At 64.7% G+C, this 17,802-nt stretch carries 20 protein-coding genes and 1 pseudogene; 9 read left to right on the top strand and 12 right to left on the bottom strand.

The features are described 5' to 3' along the window. Positions 1 to 36 precede the first annotated feature (36 nt). Complete coding sequence (locus tag MA07_RS07735; protein WP_036348869.1) at positions 37 to 327, top strand: hypothetical protein; 291 nt, start codon at positions 37 to 39, stop codon at positions 325 to 327. 83 nt (positions 328 to 410) lie between these two features. Here MA07_RS07735 and MA07_RS07730 read toward each other — a convergent pair whose 3' ends face one another. Then, positions 411 to 1,028, bottom strand: a complete 618-nt coding sequence (locus MA07_RS07730; RefSeq protein ID WP_052002923.1) for a biotin transporter BioY — start codon at positions 1,026 to 1,028, stop codon at positions 411 to 413. Positions 1,029 to 1,240: 212 nt separating this feature from the next. Here MA07_RS07730 and MA07_RS07725 point away from each other — a divergent pair, with 212 nt between their 5' ends. After that, entirely contained in the window at positions 1,241 to 2,152 is a 912-nt protein-coding gene (locus tag MA07_RS07725; RefSeq protein ID WP_036348866.1) for an MBL fold metallo-hydrolase, read from the top strand. Here MA07_RS07725 and MA07_RS07720 read toward each other — a convergent pair whose 3' ends face one another. Beyond that, complete coding sequence (locus tag MA07_RS07720; protein WP_036348864.1) at positions 2,153 to 2,932, bottom strand: DUF1499 domain-containing protein; 780 nt, start codon at positions 2,930 to 2,932, stop codon at positions 2,153 to 2,155. Then, the gene (locus MA07_RS07715; protein WP_036348861.1) at positions 2,932 to 3,111 is read right to left on the bottom strand and encodes a hypothetical protein; all 180 of its coding nucleotides are present in this window, start codon (positions 3,109 to 3,111) and stop codon (positions 2,932 to 2,934) included. Before MA07_RS07715 ends, MA07_RS07720 begins: the two co-directional genes overlap by 1 nt. 82 nt (positions 3,112 to 3,193) lie before the next feature. Between MA07_RS07715 and MA07_RS07710 the strand changes: the two genes are divergently transcribed. Both MA07_RS07710 and MA07_RS07705 read left to right on the top strand, forming a co-directional pair. Then, positions 3,194 to 3,682, top strand: a complete 489-nt coding sequence (locus MA07_RS07710; protein WP_036348858.1) for a MarR family transcriptional regulator — start codon at positions 3,194 to 3,196, stop codon at positions 3,680 to 3,682. An 8-nt stretch (positions 3,683 to 3,690) separates the two neighbouring features. Further along, positions 3,691 to 4,536, top strand: coding sequence for a patatin-like phospholipase family protein (locus MA07_RS07705; RefSeq protein WP_036348855.1), 846 nt, complete (start codon positions 3,691 to 3,693; stop codon positions 4,534 to 4,536). A 498-nt stretch (positions 4,537 to 5,034) separates the two neighbouring features. Here the strand turns inward: MA07_RS07705 and MA07_RS07700 are convergent. After that, positions 5,035 to 5,619 (bottom strand): annotated as a pseudogene (locus tag MA07_RS07700) (L,D-transpeptidase); the annotation flags it as partial. Positions 5,620 to 5,813: 194 nt separating this feature from the next. Here MA07_RS07700 and MA07_RS07695 point away from each other — a divergent pair. Next, a complete protein-coding gene (locus MA07_RS07695; RefSeq protein ID WP_036348852.1) occupies positions 5,814 to 6,755 on the top strand; it encodes a histone deacetylase family protein in 942 nt (313 codons plus the stop codon). 172 nt (positions 6,756 to 6,927) lie between these two features. Here the strand turns inward: MA07_RS07695 and ribB are convergent, their stop codons facing one another. The 4 genes from ribB to MA07_RS07675 form a co-directional block, all read right to left on the bottom strand. Next, positions 6,928 to 8,217, bottom strand: coding sequence for a 3,4-dihydroxy-2-butanone-4-phosphate synthase (gene ribB, locus MA07_RS07690; RefSeq protein WP_081928828.1), 1,290 nt, complete (start codon positions 8,215 to 8,217; stop codon positions 6,928 to 6,930). Between the two features lie 218 nt (positions 8,218 to 8,435). Continuing rightward, complete coding sequence (gene aroC / locus MA07_RS07685) at positions 8,436 to 9,551, bottom strand: chorismate synthase (RefSeq protein WP_036348849.1); 1,116 nt, start codon at positions 9,549 to 9,551, stop codon at positions 8,436 to 8,438. 892 nt (positions 9,552 to 10,443) lie between these two features. Continuing rightward, positions 10,444 to 10,848: a VOC family protein gene (locus MA07_RS07680; protein WP_036349115.1), complete on the bottom strand. Its 405-nt coding sequence runs from the start codon at positions 10,846 to 10,848 to the stop codon at positions 10,444 to 10,446. A 123-nt stretch (positions 10,849 to 10,971) separates the two neighbouring features. Continuing rightward, positions 10,972 to 11,391, bottom strand: coding sequence for a hypothetical protein (locus MA07_RS07675; protein ID WP_036348847.1), 420 nt, complete (start codon positions 11,389 to 11,391; stop codon positions 10,972 to 10,974). A gap of 203 nt (positions 11,392 to 11,594) precedes the next feature. Here MA07_RS07675 and MA07_RS27600 point away from each other — a divergent pair, with 203 nt between their 5' ends. Continuing rightward, the gene (locus MA07_RS27600) at positions 11,595 to 12,260 is read left to right on the top strand and encodes a tetratricopeptide repeat protein (RefSeq protein WP_052002922.1); all 666 of its coding nucleotides are present in this window, start codon (positions 11,595 to 11,597) and stop codon (positions 12,258 to 12,260) included. Between the two features lie 38 nt (positions 12,261 to 12,298). Here MA07_RS27600 and MA07_RS07665 read toward each other — a convergent pair whose 3' ends face one another. The 4 genes from MA07_RS07665 to MA07_RS07650 form a co-directional block, all read right to left on the bottom strand. After that, positions 12,299 to 12,892 carry a histidine phosphatase family protein gene (locus MA07_RS07665; RefSeq protein WP_036348844.1) on the bottom strand — a complete coding sequence of 198 codons (594 nt, stop codon included), beginning with the start codon at positions 12,890 to 12,892 and terminating at the stop codon, positions 12,299 to 12,301. A gap of 31 nt (positions 12,893 to 12,923) precedes the next feature. Beyond that, complete coding sequence (gene fabI, locus MA07_RS07660; protein ID WP_036348841.1) at positions 12,924 to 13,748, bottom strand: enoyl-ACP reductase FabI; 825 nt, start codon at positions 13,746 to 13,748, stop codon at positions 12,924 to 12,926. Positions 13,749 to 14,079: 331 nt separating this feature from the next. Continuing rightward, entirely contained in the window at positions 14,080 to 15,018 is a 939-nt protein-coding gene (locus tag MA07_RS07655) for a J domain-containing protein (protein WP_036348838.1), read from the bottom strand. A 100-nt stretch (positions 15,019 to 15,118) separates the two neighbouring features. After that, positions 15,119 to 15,544: an RT0821/Lpp0805 family surface protein gene (locus MA07_RS07650; RefSeq protein WP_036348835.1), complete on the bottom strand. Its 426-nt coding sequence runs from the start codon at positions 15,542 to 15,544 to the stop codon at positions 15,119 to 15,121. 101 nt (positions 15,545 to 15,645) lie between these two features. On the opposite strand from MA07_RS07650, the gene pdxH reads away from it, so the two are divergent. The 3 genes from pdxH to MA07_RS07635 all read left to right on the top strand — a co-directional run bounded on the left by pdxH (position 15,646) and on the right by MA07_RS07635 (position 17,509). Continuing rightward, positions 15,646 to 16,254 (top strand): pyridoxamine 5'-phosphate oxidase, encoded by a 609-nt coding sequence (pdxH, locus tag MA07_RS07645; RefSeq protein WP_036348833.1) that lies wholly within the window; start codon positions 15,646 to 15,648, stop codon positions 16,252 to 16,254. 71 nt (positions 16,255 to 16,325) lie between these two features. Further along, a complete protein-coding gene (locus MA07_RS07640) occupies positions 16,326 to 17,081 on the top strand; it encodes an SDR family oxidoreductase (RefSeq protein WP_036348830.1) in 756 nt (251 codons plus the stop codon). A gap of 2 nt (positions 17,082 to 17,083) precedes the next feature. Further along, positions 17,084 to 17,509 (top strand): hypothetical protein, encoded by a 426-nt coding sequence (locus MA07_RS07635; protein ID WP_152568769.1) that lies wholly within the window; start codon positions 17,084 to 17,086, stop codon positions 17,507 to 17,509. Positions 17,510 to 17,802 lie beyond the last annotated feature (293 nt).

Here is a 17,802-nt window from a genome sequence, read left to right as displayed (position 1 = left end):
GGTGCCCGAAAAGGGTGAATTTGGGGGCTTCCCGTCATGAGACATATCCACCTCGACGATGGCTTGCGGCTGCGTTTTCCCGGTCGCAGCGAAGATTTCGACCAGGGCGTCGAGATCGGCATGATTGCCGTTCTGATGGACCAGGCTTCTCCTGAGTTCTCGCGCTGGATCTCCCGCTCCAACCTCAGCCAGGTTCAGGCCATCGCCAAGCAGATGGGCTACCGTGTCGAGGAAGGCAGCGGCGACGAGGAATGGGTGGACGTCACCTTCCTCCATGGCAGCGTCAAGGCCAAGCCGAAGCTCAAGCTGGTGCACTCGGTCGGCTGAACGCCGCTAGCACACCCGCCTCAATCCCGAAAAAGAAGAAGCCGCCCGGAGGCGGCTTCAGAAGGCTATTGCTTGAAGGCTGATCAAGCCTTGCCGCCGCGGCGCGTCACGGACCAGGCGGCTTGCATCAGGGCGACAGCCAGAGCCGTCTTGAGGATGGTTGCGGCAATGAACGGGGCAATGCCGACAGCCCACGCCTTCGCAGCTGGCATCAACACCGAAAGCCACGCAAAGCCGCTGCCCAAGATCACCGCATGGCCGATGCTCATCATGACGATGACGCGCAGGAGCGAACGATCCCAGCCGCGCTCGGCCATGAAGCCCATGACGAGAGCTGCCGCCACGAAGCCGAACAGGAAGCCGCCCGTGGGGCTCATGAAGTAGCCGATACCGGCTGCCAAGGGAGGTGTGTTGGCGAAAACCGGCATCCCCATGGCGCCCTCAGCGAGGTAGAGGGCAACGGTCGCGCCGCCCAGGCGCCAGCCATAGGTCGCGCCGATCATCAGCACCACCAGGGTCTGCAGCGTCATCGGAACGTAAGGCAGCGGCACCTGAACCTTGGCAGAGACGGTAAGGAGCGCCGTGCCGACGACCATCAGCACGATGGCGCGGAGCGCAGCGAAGCGGGCATCATCCCGGGACGGCCAGAGGAGGCCGACAAGGGTCGAGGGAGAAGACAGCGAAGGGGCGCTGGTCGTCATACGGGCAATCTCCAGATCATTCCGCCATGCGCGCGGCGGCTCATGAAGCCTTATAGGAGGGTCCGGTCCCTGCCTCAAGCCGCCGTCTCGCGCATTCGCCGGGACTGTGGACACCCTTTAGTTCAAGCCAAGGCGCGAAAAACCGGGTCCACTTTTTCGCACGATGCTCTAGGAAACGGGAGATGTCCTGACGGCAGTTGCAAGGATCTCCGATGGCAGACGACCTCACCTTCGACACCAGCCCTCCGGCCCGAGCCGAGGAATGCGTGCGCGTGAGCCCCCTCGTCCGCCGGGTCGTCGCCGGCAATCCGGGCCCCATCACCTTCACCGGAACCTGCAGCTACATCGTCGGCACCGGGAGCGTCGCCATCATCGATCCGGGGCCTGACATGCCGGACCATGTGGAGGCGATCCTCAACGCCGTGCGCGGCGAGACGGTCACCCACATCCTCGTGACCCATACCCACAAGGACCATTCGCCGGCGGCGGCGGCCATCAAGGCTGCAACGGGGGCCACCATCGTCGGCTGCGCTCCCCATCGCAGCGCCCGCCCCCTGTTCTCCGGCGAGGTCAATATGCTGGAGACGAGTTCCGACAAGGATTACGCGCCCGATCAGGAACTGAGCGAGGGTGATGCCGTGGAAGGCCCCGGCTGGACCCTGGAGGCTCTGGCCACGCCGGGCCATATGGCCAACCACCTCGCCTTCGTGCTGCCCGAGGAGAAGGCGCTGTTCTCCGGCGATCATGTGATGGCCTGGTCCACCACGGTGGTTGCCCCACCCGACGGCTCCATGAGCGAGTTCATGGCTTCCCTCGACAAACTCAGGGGCCGAGAGGAAACCATTTACTGGCCGGGCCATGGCGGGCCGGTGCAGGAGCCGCAGCGATTCGTGCGCGCGCTGATCCATCATCGGCGCCAGCGCGAGGCCTCGATCCTCAACCGGCTGAGGGCCGGCGACCGGACGATCCCCGAGATCGTCGCCGCCATCTATCAGGGCTTGAACCCGGCCCTGGTCGGCGCCGCGGGGCTGTCGGTCTTCGCCCATCTGGAGGATCTGGTCGCGAAAGGTCAGGCTGCGGTCGAGGGCCTTCCCGCCCTCGACAGCGAGTATCACCCGGTCTGATCAGCGCACCGCGATCGCCAGATTCGAGGCTTCCTCGAGGAAATCGCGAATATGATCAGCGTTGGCGCCCAGATCATGATTGCCGAACCTGGAGGCCGAACGGATATCGATGCGTGTGCCGTCGACACGCGGACGGACCCGGACTGTGATGTCGTAGGGCACCCTGAGGATCAGCGACCGGTCGACCGCCTCCAAGCGTCCGAGGCCGGCGCGCCCGCCCGGCGGCACGGTTTCGAGCACGCGCCATCCGAGATTGTCGGCCGCCTTGCGAACGATGGCAAACGCCTCGTCCGGGCCGATGTCGAGGGTCAGAGGTGCGATCTGCACGTAGGAAGCCCGCTGCATCTCCCGCGCCTCAGGCGGCACATCCGGAGGAACGCGCCCGGCGCGCGCCTCGAGCGCAGCCCGCGAGCGGGAGAAGCCCGGCGGGTCGTCCGTGTCGGTGGTCACATCGGTGATCGCCGGCAGGGTGACGGCCTTGAGCGCCATGAAGCCCGGATAGGCGAGAACCAGCGATGCTACGATCAGCCCCTTGATGGCGCTTCCCAGTCCCCGTCGCCCCTCCTGCCAGATGCGAACGAACCCGGCGAGGGCGCACAGAACCGCCACGAGCGCGATCGCGATGCCTGCCCCGAGGGCGATGAAGCCGGATTGGTAGTCGATCCGGCCGAAGCGGATCAGCAGCACCGCCAGGATGGTCACGGCGAGCGCGAACAAGGCCAGCGTGGGAGACCACTTCGCCGGACGCGAGTGAGGTTCTTCGATGATGAGGCGACGCATCAGGTGGTCTTACAAATCTCTTTGAGCGCGCGCCACTGCTCTTGATCGAGAAGCGGCTCGCCTTGCCGGGGCGGCACCTGTTTTTCCAAAGCTTTCAGCCGTTGATCGGTGACGGGGTGGGTGGAGAGAAAAGCGAAGCTTGGCTTCGAGTTCCAAAGACTGCCCGAAAAGATGTGCATTCAGCCCTCCTCATCCCAAAGGAGATGACGGCCTTTATGGTCTCGCTGTAAACTGTCCGTCTTGTACCTGGAGTTTGTAACCTTGACGTCCCCCTCTTCCGCCTCTGCCGAGATCGATGCTGCCGATCCTCTGCGGATCTGGTTCCGGATCATCCGCCTGAACCGGCGGGCAACCAATGCAGTGGCGGCGGAACTGAAGGCGCTTGGGCTGTCGATCCCTCAATTCGACCTGCTGTCCACCCTCACCGAACGCGAAGGCTCGAGCCAGCAGGAGTTGGCGGAACGGCTCTATGTGACCAAGGGCAACGTCTCGGGGCTGCTCGACCGCATGGTCGAGGCCGGGCTCGTGGAGCGGCGCGCGATCCCGGGCGACCGGCGCTCCAATGCCCTCTATCTCACCCCGAAGGGGCGCGACCTCGCCAACCAAGGGATTGCGGCCCAGCGGGCTTATGTGATGCGGACCCTCGGAACGCTTCCGCCGCAGGATCTCATCGAGCTGGAGCGGCTCGTTCTGGCTTGGCGGGATCGGGCACGGGCCGACGAGGACGCTCCGCCCGCCCGGAAGCGCTAGGAACGCCGATGTTCGACGCGGTGGCATTCGCGGGCGGCGGCAACCGCTGCTACTGGCAGGGAGGCTTCTGGGAGGCCGCGGCACCGCTGCTCGGATTGAAGCCGGAGACGGTGGTCGGCGTGAGCGCAGGCGCCTGGTCCGCCTGCTACAGCCTTCTCGGCCTCGGCCGGAAGGTCAACGAGATGGTGGCTGAGGGCTGCAGCCTCGGGCGCCGCAATTTCGAATGGCGCGCCTGGCGCAGCGAGGGCTCGCCCTGGCCGGTCTCGTTCATGTATCGCAGCCTGATCGAGGGCATCATCGACGAGGCCGCCCTGGAGCGCCTGAAGCAGGGTCCCAATGTGCTCATCGGCCTCGCCCGCAAGCCGCGCCGCCTGCCCCTGTCGCTCGCCGTTCCGCTGGGCATCGCCACCTACCAGATCGAGAAGACATGGCGCTCCCCGGTTCACCCGAGGGGCGGCCGCGCCTTGGGCTTTCGCCCGGAATTCGTGCGCGTGCAGGACCTGGCCTCCCCGGCAGAGCTGTCGGCAGCCCTGATGGCGAGCGCCAGCGTGCCACCCTTCATGCCGGTCGGCCGCATCGGCGGCATGGCGGCCCTCGATGGCGGCCTCGTCGACAACGTGCCGACGGAGCCTCTGCTCCCCGTCGAGGAACAGGGCGGCAAGACCCTGGTGATCCTCTCCCGGCTCTATCGGGCCCATCCCACGGTGAAGGGCCGAACCTACATTCAGCCCTCCCAGCCGGTCCCGATCGGGCAGTTCGACATCACCAACCCGGCCGGAATACGCAGGGCCTATGAGATGGGCCTGAGGGACGGCGAGAGCTTTGCAAAAGGTGTGGCTGCGCACAGCTTCTGAAGAAGCGTCTCTGTAGAACAGGCGAAGGTGCCGCAACGACAAGGCGGGAAGTATTCACGCCTCGGATGGCGGGAATACTGCTCCGTTAAGTGTTGATTCACCTTGAGGCATGCATCTGCAGCCAAGCCAACACATGATCACCGGTCTGCCCCAAAGCGGTCACAGCCCTGGAGATCATAAAGGCAGGTTGTCGAGACAGCCTATGTTTTCCAGAGAGGATCCATGACCCAGAACGCTTCAAGCCGAGACATCCGTTCAGGCCAACAGAACGCCGCCCAGTCCATTCCGGCCTTCAAGGACGTCGCCCTGCCGGCTCTCGCCGCCGCCGTTCAGGCCGCCAAGCTGCAGCAGAACCGTCCGAAGGTCTCCGAGCTTCCCGCCTTCCTGCGCAAGGAAGCCGTGCTGGGCAGGTGATCCCAAAAGAACAACCGATGCAAACCAAGAGAGCGCCCGAGGGCGCTCTTTCCATATCGTGGATCCGGCTGCCCTGCGGCCGTACCGGACGATGACCTTCGTGTTCACCGGCACGCGGTTGTAAAGATCGATCACGTCGATGTTGCGCATCCGGATGCAGCCCGAGGAGACGGCAAAACCGATCTTCTCCGGCTCGTTGGTGCCGTGAATGCGGTAGAGGGTGTCCTTGTTGCCCTCGTAGAGGTAGAGCGCCCGCGCGCCGAGCGGATTGCTCGGTCCACCCTTGGTATATTGGACATGCGACCAGCGCGCCTTCATCTCAGGCGGCGGATTCCAGTCCGGCCACTCGGCCTTGCGCGCGATGGTGGAGGTGCCGGTCCAGCCATAGGCCTCGTCGCCAACCGCCACGCCGTAGCGGATCGCCTTCCTGTTGGGTTGGACGAGATAGAGCTGGCGCTCCTTCGTGTCGACCACGATGGTCCCTGGCGCCTCGCCGGTCGGATCGTCGATGAGGTAGCGGCCGAAGCGCGGATCCTCTTCCGCCTTCGGGATCTGCGCCATCCATTCGGCATCCCGCGACGAAACCTGCGGGTCAGGAACGCCCTTATAGTTGCAGCCGGCCAAGGCCACGATCATTGCCAAAAGAAGGGGCAGACTCAAAAGACGCATCGTGCGAAGCTCTGAAGACTCAGCGGAACTGAGGTGAAGGGTGGTTTCGGGCGGGTTTACAGACCGGAAGGTCGTCAACGCGAATCGAAACACACCATGGCACGGCTCCGCTCCGGAAGGTGTTGCATCGCAACAACATCGACAGCCCCATGTGATGCTGCGAAATTGGCAGCTTTCCCGATCCAAGAAAATCCATGCCCACGCTCTACATCACCCACCCGGCCTGCCTCGACCATCAGACGCCCTTCGGCCATCCCGAGCGCCCGGACCGCATCCGCGCCATCGAGCGCGCCCTCGAGAAGGAGCGGTTCACATCGCTCATCCGCGAGCAGGCGCCGATGGCCGAAATGGAGAGCCTCGCCCTCGCTCATCCGGAGGACCACATCCTGCGCCTGCGCGACATCAGCCCCCGAGAGGGGCTGGTGCGGATCGACGAGGACACCACCATGTCGCCCGGCACCTACGAGGCGGCCCTGCGCGGCGCCGGCGGGGCGGTGCTGGCGGTCGACGAGGTGATGACCGGCAAGGTGAGGAACGCCTTCGTGGCCATGCGCCCGCCGGGGCATCATGCGGAGCGCATCCGTGCCATGGGCTTCTGCTTCTTCAACAACGCGGCAATCGCCGCCCGCCATGCCCAGAAGAAGCACGGCGCCGAGCGCGTGGCGATCTTCGACTGGGACGTGCATCACGGCAACGGCACCCAGGACATCTTCTGGTCGGACGAGACTGTGCTCTACTGCTCGACCCACGAGGCGCCGCTCTATCCCGGCACCGGCGCGCTCTCAGAGACGGGCGATCACGGCACCATCGTCAATGCGCCCCTGAATGCCGGCGACGGGAGCGAGGCTTTCCGCGAGGCCGTGGACACCATCATCGCGCCGCGCATCGACAGCTTCGCGCCTGATCTCATCATCATCTCGGCAGGGTTCGACGCCCATTGGCGCGATCCGCTCGCCAGCCTGAACCTGACGGAATCCGACTTCGCCTGGGCGACGCAGAAGCTGATGGATCTCGCCGACCGCCATTGCGGGCAGCGGATCGTGTCGGTTCTCGAAGGCGGATACGACCTTGAGGGCTTGGCCAAGTCGACGGCCTTCCACCTCGATGCATTGATGGGGCGTGAGACGGGGGCCTGATCTCAAAGGTTATTCACTGTCATTCCGGGGCGACTGCAGGTCGAGCCCGGAATCCATAAACACGACAGTTCAAGGAGGAGTGATCAGCGTCGCGCCTCTTTCTACAACGTTAACGGTTATGGATTCCGGGCTCCGCTGCGCGGCCCCGGAATGACAGCGGAGGGATCGTCCCTCACCCCTCGATCGGCTCCTGCCCCAGAAGCTCAATCCCGAAGCCGGAGAGGCCCACATAGGAGCGGCTCGAGGTGGCGAGGTTGCGGATGGACGCGACGCCGAGGTCCTTTAGGATCTGCGCCCCGAGGCCGATCTCGCGCCACTGGCTGGAGCGCATCGCCTCCGATTCCGTTTCTTCGGTCTCAGCGAAGGACGTGGTCGGCACCCCCGCCGTGCCGTCGCGCAGGTAGACGAGGACGCCCCTGCCCTCCTTCACGAAACGCTGCAGGGAGGCGTTCACCGCCTTGCCGCCCTCGAACACGTCGGTGAGCGCATTGGCCCGGTGCAGGCGCACGGGGATGTTGGTGCCGTCGCCGATGCGGCCATGCACGAGGGCGATGTGCTGCACGCTGTCGAAAGGGGTCGAATAGGCATAGCCCGTGAACGAGCCCCATTGCGTCTCCACCGGGAAGGTGGCGATGCGCTCGACGAGCTTTTCCCGTGCCTGGCGGTAGGCGATGAGGTCGGCGACCGAGATGCGCTTCAGGTTGTGGGTCTCGGCGAAGGCGTCGATCTGCCGGCCCTTCATGACCGTGCCGTCGTCGTTCGCCAGCTCGCAGATCACGCCCACCGGCGGCAGGCCGGCGAGCTTGCACAGGTCGACCGCAGCCTCCGTGTGGCCCGAGCGCATGAGCACGCCGCCGTCCTTGGCAATCAGCGGGAAGACGTGGCCGGGACGCACGAAATCGGCCGCGCCCATGTTGTTGTTGGCGAGCGCCCGCACGGTGTTCGAGCGCTGCTCGGCGGAGATGCCGGTGGTCAGGCCGTGCTTCACGTCGACCGTCACCGTGAAGGCCGTGCCGAGGGGCGCGTCGTTCGAGGCCACCATCGGATCGAGGCGCAGGCGGCGGGCTTCCGCGGCCGTCACGGGCGCGCAGACGATGCCGCAGGTGTTGCGGATGATGAAGGCCATCTTCTCCGGCGTGCAGAGGGAAGCCGCGACGATGAGGTCGCCCTCGTTCTCGCGGTCGTCGTCGTCGGTGACGATGACGATCTCGCCGCGGGCGAAAGCCTCGATGGCATCGGTGACGGAATTGGGCATCAGGGCCTCCTTGGCGGCCGGGGGCAGGAAGTCGTTGGGCGTGACGGCGCCACGGGTTTCACGGGCGATCAGATCCGCCGTGTCCCGCGAGAGCCAAGCCTGTTCGGAATTGCACATCTGGGTGATGGCGCCGGGCGTGACGCCGATCCGCCGCGCGAATTCCACGCGCGAGACGCCATTGCGGGTGAGCCACTCAGCCAGTTTCATAAGCCTGACTTAGCTGAGGACAGGATTTTAGTAAAACTAAAATCCGCATGCCTGCCCTTGCAAAAATGTATGGGTGGAGGGCTTCAGAACCGGCTCCGTCGTCATCACCGGCCTTGTGCCGGTGATCCCGATTGGAGAGGCGCGGCGCTTTTCCGGGTTGGGATGGCCGGGTCGAGCCCGGCCATGACGTCCAGGTTGTGTGGCTTTGCGGGGTTGCCTCAGACCTCGAACGGCCAAGCCGCGTTCTGCCCCACCTGCCCCCGGTGACGGAGGACGTGGTCGGCCAGGACGCAGGCGACCATAGCCTCGCCCACCGGCACGGCCCGGATGCCGACGCAGGGATCGTGGCGGCCCTTGGTCATCACCTCGGCCTCGGCGCCGGAGCGGGTCACGCTGGCGCGGGGCGTCAGGATCGAGGAGGTCGGCTTCACGGCAAAGCGGCAGACCACAGGCTGGCCCGTGGAGATGCCCCCGAGCACGCCGCCGGCATGGTTCGACAGGAAGGTGGGCACGCCGCCGTTGCCGGGGCGCATCTCGTCCGCATTCTCCTCGCCGCGAAGAGCCGCTGCGGCAAAGCCGTCGCCGATCTCCACGCCCTTGACCGCATTGATGGACATGAGCGCGGAGGCGAGATCGGAATCGAGCTTGCCGTAGATCGGCGCGCCGAGACCGGGCGGCACGCCTTCGGCCACGATCTCGATGACGGCTCCGATGGAGGAGCCGGCCTTGCGCAGGCCGTCGAGATAATCCTCGTAGAAGGCCGCCGCCTTGGCGTCGGGGCAGAAGAACGGGTTGCGGGCGACCTCGTCCCAGTCCCAGTTGCCGCGGTCGATGGCGTGCGGGCCCATCTGGACCAAGGCACCCCGGATGGTGATCCCGGCCAGCACCTTGCGGGCCACGGCGCCTGCGGCCACGCGGGCCGCCGTCTCGCGGGCCGAGGAGCGGCCGCCGCCGCGATAGTCGCGGATGCCGTACTTCACGTCATAGGTGAAATCCGCATGGCCCGGACGGTAGGAATTCTTGATCTCCGAGTAGTCCTTGGAGCGCTGGTCCACGTTCTCGATCATCAGCGCGACCGGCGTGCCGGTGGTGACCTGCCGGCCCGTGCGCTCATCAATGAACACCCCCGAGAGGATCTTCACCTGATCCGGCTCCTGGCGCTGGGTGGTGAAGCGCGACTGGCCCGGCCGGCGCCGGTCGAGCTCCGCCTGGATCTCGGCGGCCTCCAGGGGGATCATGGGCGGGCAGCCATCGATCACGCAGCCAAGGGCCGGCCCGTGGCTTTCGCCGAAGGTGGTGACGCGGAATAGGTGACCGAAGGTGTTGTGGGACATGGCGCTTCTTCAGGGTTCACGGCGTCATAAAACCAAAGCGCCCCGGTGTCACGCTGGCGATGGGATGGATCGATGTCAAAGAGCCAGCACCTTGGGGCCCGCAGCGGGTGTTGCGAGCCTGAAGGTTGATCGAGGGTGGCGCGACAGGCAGCCCGGCTCGCTATGTGGTGAGTGAATGGAAGAGCCGAGCTGCCTCTTCGCGCACGGCTTCTTTAGGCGGACAGGCGAGGCCGGCCCGGTGACCGCTCAAGGCGGGGTCCGTCTGCTCGACAGGGGCCTGAGACCGATTCCGACCACCGGCACGCAGCCTGGGCCTCCTGTCGAGTGGGGCTGCGTCACCCCACCCACAGGACCGTGCCTGCTCCCACACTGCGACGCCTCGCGAGCGCGCCCCTCGACAGGAACAGGTCTAAGGAAACGTATAGCCGAGCTTAGGATAAATGTCAAGAACAAAATAGGAACATACATATCTACCGACCCGCTGTCATTCCGGGGCGCCAAAGGCGAGCCTGGAATGCATAACCGCCAACAGTTCAGAAAGGGCGCAACGCTGCTCACCCCTCCTTGAGACGTGGTGTTTATGGATTTCCACGCCTTCGGCGCGGCCCTTCGGGTCGGGCTCTGCTACGCAGCCCCGGAATGACGCGGAGGGGCATTCCCTCTCCGTCACGGCCGGGCGTGTCCCGGCCATCCACGTCTGCAAGCGGTCGCGTCTCTCCCTGCGCCCGCATCCTGAGGAGGTCACGCAGTGACCGTCCCGAAGGAGGCTCCAAAGAGCATGGGACAATCCTTCGAGACGCAGCCTCGCGGCTGCTCCTCAGGATGAGGCTGGAGAGGCGCAAAGGGAAAACGTGGACCCCCGGAACAAGTCCGGGGATGACGCGGCGGGTGATCAGGGGCGGCCGTCGGTGAATTGAACGAGGTCCCACAGATTGCCGTAGAGATCCTTGAACACGGCAACGATGCCGTAGTCCGCCTGCTTGGGCTTCCGGACGAATGCGATGCCGGCCTCCATCATGGCGGCATGGTCGCGCCAGAAGTCGTCGGTCCGCAGGAACAGGAAAATGCGGCCGCCGGCCTGATTACCGATGAAGGTCTCCTGATGGGCATTGGATGCCCGTGCCAGCAGCAGCGAGGCGCTCCCCTGGCCCTGCGGCCTGACCACCACCCAGCGCTTGTCCTGCTCCGGCTGGTACGTGTCCTCGACCAGTTCGAAACGGAGCTTGTTCACATAGAAGTCGATGGCCTCGTCGTAGTCCCGGACCACAAGGGCAATATGGGCGATCCCTTGATTCACGGCGGTCTCCTGCATGGTCGAATGAGGCGGTCATCCCCGCATACGGGACAGTTCCCTCGGGGTTGATGATCGACATTATTCCAGGCGGATCCGATCCGTACAGGCCATGAGCGTCAGGGGCGTTCAGCGATACGGGTAGCAACGGCTTCGGTCGAGGGTGAGGCCGAAATGCTCGCCCAGCGTCCGGATGGCTTCCCCCTGCTCGAGATAAGGATCGCGGTTCTCCGGCCCGACGATGATGATCCTGAAGGTCGGATCAGGGCGCCCGCCCGGCGGCAGCATAGCCGTGACGAGCGCCTGCCCCTCCGCATCGCGCAGGGTCAGGAACAGCGGCATGACGCGCTGCACGTGAGCCTTGAGGCCAATGTTCTTCTCGACGAACGAACTCGACGTGGACCGGTAGGTCTGGGTGGCCGCCTCCCAGGCGAGACGGAAGTGCTTCTCGACCGCATGATTCATGGCGTCGGATTCGAGCGCAGCCTCCCCTTCGGTTTCGATGAGAAACCAAGTCGTCGAGCCCGGAGCGTCGCAGATGTATTGCATGTCCTTCAACGCGGGAGCGCGGTGAAGGTTGTCGCATCTCACCCCGTAATGCCGAGTGGTGATCGCGTCTACCGACCAATGTCAGCCCGAACGAATTGCTGTTCAGTTTGCTCTTCAAGAATTCATTGTCACGCGGATCCAGGAACTAGTTTCGTCATATCCACGCTACTGTATGTTACAACATGCGACATGGAGGGTGTTTGATGAAACCGAAGACAAGCGATCTGAGCTGCCGCCTTTTTGCATCTGTGATCTTGCTATGTCTGTTGTGCCCACAGCAAGCGATGGCTTCCGGTACAGAAGCTAGGCGTGCCTACGTCACTGGGAAGCATCTCCATGCGTTGGAGCTCGCTAAACCCACCGCAGAGCAGGGCGACCCTACAGCTATGCTCGTCTTGGGCACGCTTTATTTCAGGGGCGAGGGGTTACGCCAAGATTATGCAGCAGCTCTTAAGTGGTGGCTCGCTGCAGCGGAGCTTGGAAACATCAGAGCGAAAAACAACATTGGTGTAATTTTTCGTGAAGGCCATGGGGTCCAAAGAGATTATAATGAGGCCATTAAATGGTTTACATCAGCCGCAGAGAGTGGCGAGGCATATGCGCATTGGAATCTTGGATTAATGCATGAAAACGGGCAAGTCTTCCCTGTAGATGTTGAGAAAGCTCTCGAATTCTATAAAAAATCTGACATCTTATTCAGAGAAGAAGCGGCAGCCGAGCCAGAAAACTACAAGACTATTAGTAGGTGGATTGGAGAACTCACCTATAAGATTAGGTGGCTGACCAGTTTATTGGCTCGGCCCAACCCGGTAATCCCGATGCCCAGCACGCCTCAAAGCAGCAGCGGTCAGCAGGCAACCCCTCAGTGAAGGCCGAGCTCTAAAGCCGACAAACAACGGCGATTTCCTCACACCCAGCGGTGATCGCGCCCCTCGATCACGAGCACCCGCCCCTGCCAGATGTCCATGCTGGCGGCCTGGCGGGCGTTGACCCCGCAGGCGATGGCGAGGAAGGCGCGGGCGACGCCGCCATGGGCCACCACCACCGTGTCGCGGGTGAGGTCATCGAGGACGGGGCGGATGCGGTCGACCAGCATGGCGTAGCTCTCGCCGCCGCCGGGCGGGGCGTAGTGCCACTTGTCCCGCTCGCGGAGCGCCGCCAGTGACGGCTCCGCCTTGCGCACTTCCTTCCAGGTCATCCCCTCCCAGGAGCCGAAGGTCAGCTCCACGAGGCGCTCGTCCAGCTTGTAGGATTCCGGGTGCAGGCCCAGGGTCCCCCGCAGAATCTCCATGGTCTCGCGGGTGCGGGTCATGGGGCTCGCAATATAGGCGAGGTCCTCCACGTGGGGCGCGAGGGCCTTCAGCTTGCGGCCCGCCTCGTCGGCTTGGACGCGCCCGACATCGTTGAGCGGAATGTCCTTCTGCCCCTGGAGCCTGCCTTCGAGGTTCCAGTCCGTCTCGCCATGGCGAATGAAGTAGATCGTGGGGCGGGACGGGGTCACGGCGGGTTCCGGTTACGCGTTGACTTAAGGCTCAGTCTTTGTCGAGGGACAGGTCCGGGGCTTCCGGGTTCTTCATGCCGACCACGTGGTAGCCCGCATCCACGTGCAGGATCTCGCCCGTCATGCCGCGGGACATGTCGGACACGAGATAGGCGGCCGTCTCGCCGACCTCCTCGATGGTCACCGTGCGGCGCAGCGGCGAGTTGTACTCGTTCCACTTGAGGATATAGCGGAAGTCGCCGATGCCCGAAGCCGCGAGCGTCTTGATTGGGCCCGCCGAGATGGCGTTGACGCGGATGTTCTTGGGGCCCAGGTCGGCCGCCAGATAGCGCACGGAGGCCTCGAGGGCCGCCTTCGCCACGCCCATGACGTTGTAGTGCGGCATCCACTTCTCGGCGCCGTAATAGGTGAGCGTGAGGAGCGAGCCGCCCTCGTTCATCAGCTTCTCGGCCCGCTGCGCGATGGCCGTGAAGGAATAGCAGGAGATCAGCAGGGACTTAGTGAAGTTGCCCTCGGAGGTCTCCACATAACGGCCCGTCAGCTCGTCCTTATCCGAGAAGGCGATGCAGTGGACCACGAAGTCGATGGAGCCCCAGAGGCGCTTCACTTCCTCGAACACCGCATCGATGGTGGCGCCGTCCGTCACGTCGCAATGGCCGACCACATGGGCATCGAGTTCCTTGGCCAGGGGCTCGACGCGCTTCTTCAAGGCATCGCCCTGATAGGTGAAGGCGAGCTCCGCCCCGTGCTGGCGGGCCGCCTGCGCAATGCCCCAGGCGATGGAACGGTTGTTCGCCACGCCCATCACCAAGCCACGCTTGCCGGCCAGAATGCCGGTGGCCTTTGTCTCCGCCATAGTTCACCTAGATCGTCGCTGGATAGTTCAAATAAGAACGGCCTCTTTAACCGACCCATCGTCCACGGGGAAGCCCTCTTGGCATTCTCATCGCGGGATCGCCGGTAGATGGTCAGCGATCTGGGTTAGAGCGACGGTACCCCCACTGTCATTCCGGGGCCGCGCAGCGGAGCCCGGAATCCATAACCACGACATTTCCGGAGAGGGCGAGCAGCGTTGCGCCTCTTTCTGCACCGTCAGCGTCTATGGATTCCGGGCTCGCCTCCGGCGCCCCGGAATGACAGTGGAGGGTTACGCAAGCGATCAGAAACAGCCCAGCCGAAGTTTTGCTTCACTTCGCCTTGGCCGAGAGGCGTCTGCGGGCATAGTCCATCAGGTCCTCGTCCACGATCTCCGGGAGCCTGATCTCCGTGGTCACGAGAAGGTCGCCATGGCCGGTCTTGCCCGGCAGGCCCTTGCCGCGCAGGCGGAAGGTGCGGCCGGAATTGGTCAGCGGCGGGATCTTCATCTCCACCGTGCCGGTGAGCGTCGGCACGCGCACCGACCCGCCGAGCACGGCCTCCTCGATCTCGACCGGCAGGCGCAGCCGCAGGTCGGCGCCCTCCGGGGTGAAGCGTTCATGGGGGGCGAACGCGATGGTCAGCAGCGCATCGCCCGGATCGATTCCGGGGGCGCCCTGCCCTAAGCCACGCAGGCGGATCACCTGACCGTCGGCGACGCCCTTGGGAATGACCACGTCCACATCCCGGCCGGTGGGAAGCCTGACCCGCTTCTTCGCTTCGGCGGCGATTTCCTCAAGGGTGACCGTGAGCGTCGCTTCGACATCCTCGCCCTTCTGCTGCCGGGGACGGCCGCGGGCCTGGCGCGGGCTCTCGCCCCCGGCCCGGAAGGCGTTCTCGAAGATCTGGGAGAAGAAGTCCTCGCCCGGATCGGCCCCGAAACCGCTCTTGCTGCGCCGCCCGCCGAAGGGATTGCCGCCGCCGAAGCCGGAGAAACCCTCCGCCCCGCCCCGGCCGCCGCCGAACCCCTCGAAACCGGAGAAGCGCGGCTTGCCCTCGGCGTCGATCTCGCCCCGGTCGAACTGGGCGCGCTTTTGCGCATCGCCCAGGATCTCATAGGCCGAATTCGCCTCGGCGAACTTGTCCTTGGCCTTGGGGTCGTTCGTGTTGCTGTCCGGATGATAGGTCTTGGCGAGCTTGCGGAACGCCTTCTTGATGTCCGCTTCGCTCGCAGAGCGGGACACGCCAAGAACGTCGTAGGGGTTGCGCATGTGGAATCCTGAACCGTCAGATGAAGAGCCTGGAGGCTCACTGGTTTGACGGTCATATGGGCAAAGTGTTGCCCGCTTGCAACGCCGGACCTGGGAGCAGCTAGACTTTGGCCGTGCCCTTCACCGGCTTGATCTCCTTGAGAACCCATTCGCTGCCCGAGGGCCGGCAGGCCGTGCCCTGCAGGGTGCTCACGGACGGGCCGCTCAGATGAGCCGAGAAGGCGCGGCAGATTTCGTCGTTCTTCACGAAGGGCGCGCCCATCGGGGTGAAGGTGCCCTTTCGGGATGTGGCCGGGTTGTCCCAGGAGACCTGGGTGCCGGGCCCCTGCGGATCGAGAGCGACGGCGAGCGCCGCCTTGGCCCGCCGCCAGTCCTCCTCGTCCAGATCGGCCGAGAGGGTGATGTCGGTCTTCGACGCGATCGCGCCCGTCGCCTTGGGTCCGTCCTCGTCGAGGGCCGACAATCCAAGGGACATGCCGCAGGCGCTCGTCGACAGGGCGAGCAGGCCCACGACCAGGATTTTCATGGCTTCGCCAGCGAAGCCATCTGATCTATAACGGCGCGGATTGATCCACGTCACGCGTTGGGTCCCCCCCAGAACCAAAAGTCACAGAACGAGATAAAACAGTGAGCGGGTTAATAACTGGTGACTTCACTGAATCGGACGAGCCCTTCGCCCTCTTCCAGGCCTGGATGAAGGAGGCGGAAAGTTCCGAACCGAACGATCCCAACGCCATGGCGCTCGCCACCGTGGACGAGACCGGGCTGCCGAACGTGCGCATGGTGCTGCTCAAGGGTTTCGACGAGAACGGCTTCGTATTCTACACCAACACGGAATCCAACAAGGGCCGCGAGCTCCTGGGCCAGCAGAAGGCCGCCCTTGTGCTGCATTGGAAGAGCCTGCGCCGTCAGGTGCGCGCCCGCGGCCCTGTGACGCTGGTGAGCGACCAGGAGGCGGACGCCTATTTCCAGAGCCGCCCCCGCGACAGCCGCATCGGAGCCTGGGCGAGCCAGCAGTCCCGCCCGCTGGAGAGCCGCTTCGCCCTCGAGAAGGCCGTGGCCCTGAACACGGCCAAATACGCCGTGGGCGAGATCCCGCGCCCGCCTCACTGGACCGGCTTCCGCATCGCGCCCGTTTCCATCGAGTTCTGGCAGGACAAGCCGTTCCGCCTGCACGACCGGGTGGTGTTCACCCGCGACGGCGACGGCTGGCGGAAGGTGCGGCTCTACCCTTGACCGATATTCTTGGCCGTAGACCCTGACCCTGAACAGGTCTAAGGGTCGGCACCCTCGCACGAGAGATTTTCATGTCCTCTTCGCCCAGCAATTCCCGCCGCATCATGCTGCTCACCGGTGCGAGCCGCGGCATCGGGCACGCCACGGTCAAGCGCTTCTCCGCGGCCGGGTGGCGGGTGATCACCTGCTCGCGCCACGGCTTCCCCGAGAACTGCCCGTGGGAGATGGGGCCTGAGGATCACCTGCAGGTCGATCTCGCCGATGCACAGGACACCCGCCGCGCCATCGCCGAGGTGAAGGAGCGTCTGGCCGCCGAAGGCGGCTGCCTGCACGCGCTCGTCAACAATGCGGGCATCTCGCCCAAGGGCGAAGGCGGCTCGCGGATGGGAACGCTCGACACCCGCTACGAGGACTGGCTGCGGGTGTTCCAGGTCAACTTCTTCGCCTCGATCATGCTGGCCCGCGGCCTTCAGGACGAGCTCACCAAGGCCAAGGGCTCGGTGGTCAACGTGACCTCCATCGCGGGCTCGCGCGTCCATCCCTTCGCGGGCGCGGCCTATGCCACCTCCAAGGCGGCGCTCGCCTCGCTCACCCGCGAGATGGCGGGTGATTTCGGCCCGCTGGGCGTGCGCGTGAACGCCATCTCGCCCGGCGAGATCGACACCGCGATCCTGTCGCCGGGGACGGACAAGATCGTCGAGCAATTGCCGATGCGCCGCCTCGGCACGCCGGACGAAGTGGCGAAGGCGATCTACTTCCTCTGCACGGATGCGAGTTCCTACGTGAACGGCGCGGAGCTTCACATCAACGGCGGCCAGCACGTCTGAAGGTGATCCATGCCCCGTCGCCGATGCAGAGCCTTTTCATCGCGGCGCTGACGACCGGCTCAGTGATGGGAGCGTCGAGCCAGGAAGGCCCTGACAGAAACCCGTTTGCCGATCCGGACATGCACCCCTCCTATCGGGCGCAATGCCATGAGGTGCGGGAGCTGACGAAGGATCGCGAGACCGGCGAGACCCGGGTGGATTTCAGCGTCACGGGGTCCCTCGCCTACGTGCATTTCGACGGGACGCTGGCCTATCTCGGCCTGTGCGGCACCGCGCCCGCCCCTAAGGTGCTCTGCGTCACCTACCAGACCAACGACATGAAGGTCGGCGACGTGGTGACGGTGGCCGGCGGCTACAGCCGCCCGAACTCGGATTTCATCGTGCTTGATCCGTGCCTTGCGCAGCGGCCGGACGAGGCGGTGCAGTAGGAAGCGTCACGCCGCCTGTGCGAGCCGGGCCGCTCTCTGGAAGGAGAGCGGGGATGAGCGAGAACCGGATGAAGCAGGAGGCCAAGAGCCGGCTCGTGGAAGAGTTGGTGACGCACCGTGCTACGGTCCACATCGAGTTCATGGATGAGAAAGCTTGTTTCATCGTCATAATACGATGGGGGAACAGCGCTTCTGGATGGCCAGAACTGCGGACTCGAATTGATGCCCGAATGCCTCTTCAACCCCTCCCTCCTCCCTTCCAGAGGGATAGGACTTCAGGGGAGGCTAGGCCC

Source organism: Microvirga sp. BSC39 (assembly GCF_000739015.1).
Taxonomy (GTDB): Bacteria; Pseudomonadota; Alphaproteobacteria; order Rhizobiales; family Beijerinckiaceae; genus Microvirga.
This window is presented reverse-complemented; position numbering and strand designations above follow the sequence as displayed.

Excerpts from the sequence above, each read along its gene's own strand:
- MA07_RS07650 (WP_036348835.1), bottom strand. The coding sequence starts at position 15,544 with ATGAAAATCCTGGTCGTGGGCCTGCTCGCCCTGTCGACGAGCGCCTGC.
- aroC (WP_036348849.1), bottom strand. The coding sequence starts at position 9,551 with ATGTCCCACAACACCTTCGGTCACCTATTCCGCGTCACCACCTTCGGC.
- MA07_RS07725 (WP_036348866.1), top strand. The coding sequence starts at position 1,241 with ATGGCAGACGACCTCACCTTCGACACCAGCCCTCCGGCCCGAGCCGAG.
- MA07_RS27600 (WP_052002922.1), top strand. The coding sequence starts at position 11,595 with ATGAAACCGAAGACAAGCGATCTGAGCTGCCGCCTTTTTGCATCTGTG.
- MA07_RS07720 (WP_036348864.1), bottom strand. The coding sequence starts at position 2,932 with ATGCGTCGCCTCATCATCGAAGAACCTCACTCGCGTCCGGCGAAGTGG.
- MA07_RS07715 (WP_036348861.1), bottom strand. The coding sequence starts at position 3,111 with ATGCACATCTTTTCGGGCAGTCTTTGGAACTCGAAGCCAAGCTTCGCT.
- MA07_RS07675 (WP_036348847.1), bottom strand. The coding sequence starts at position 11,391 with ATGCAATACATCTGCGACGCTCCGGGCTCGACGACTTGGTTTCTCATC.
- MA07_RS07730 (WP_052002923.1), bottom strand. The coding sequence starts at position 1,028 with ATGACGACCAGCGCCCCTTCGCTGTCTTCTCCCTCGACCCTTGTCGGC.
- ribB (WP_081928828.1), bottom strand. The coding sequence starts at position 8,217 with ATGAAACTGGCTGAGTGGCTCACCCGCAATGGCGTCTCGCGCGTGGAA.
- MA07_RS07705 (WP_036348855.1), top strand. The coding sequence starts at position 3,691 with ATGTTCGACGCGGTGGCATTCGCGGGCGGCGGCAACCGCTGCTACTGG.
- MA07_RS07655 (WP_036348838.1), bottom strand. The coding sequence starts at position 15,018 with ATGCGCAACCCCTACGACGTTCTTGGCGTGTCCCGCTCTGCGAGCGAA.
- MA07_RS07695 (WP_036348852.1), top strand. The coding sequence starts at position 5,814 with ATGCCCACGCTCTACATCACCCACCCGGCCTGCCTCGACCATCAGACG.
- MA07_RS07640 (WP_036348830.1), top strand. The coding sequence starts at position 16,326 with ATGTCCTCTTCGCCCAGCAATTCCCGCCGCATCATGCTGCTCACCGGT.
- MA07_RS07735 (WP_036348869.1), top strand. The coding sequence starts at position 37 with ATGAGACATATCCACCTCGACGATGGCTTGCGGCTGCGTTTTCCCGGT.
- fabI (WP_036348841.1), bottom strand. The coding sequence starts at position 13,748 with ATGGCGGAGACAAAGGCCACCGGCATTCTGGCCGGCAAGCGTGGCTTG.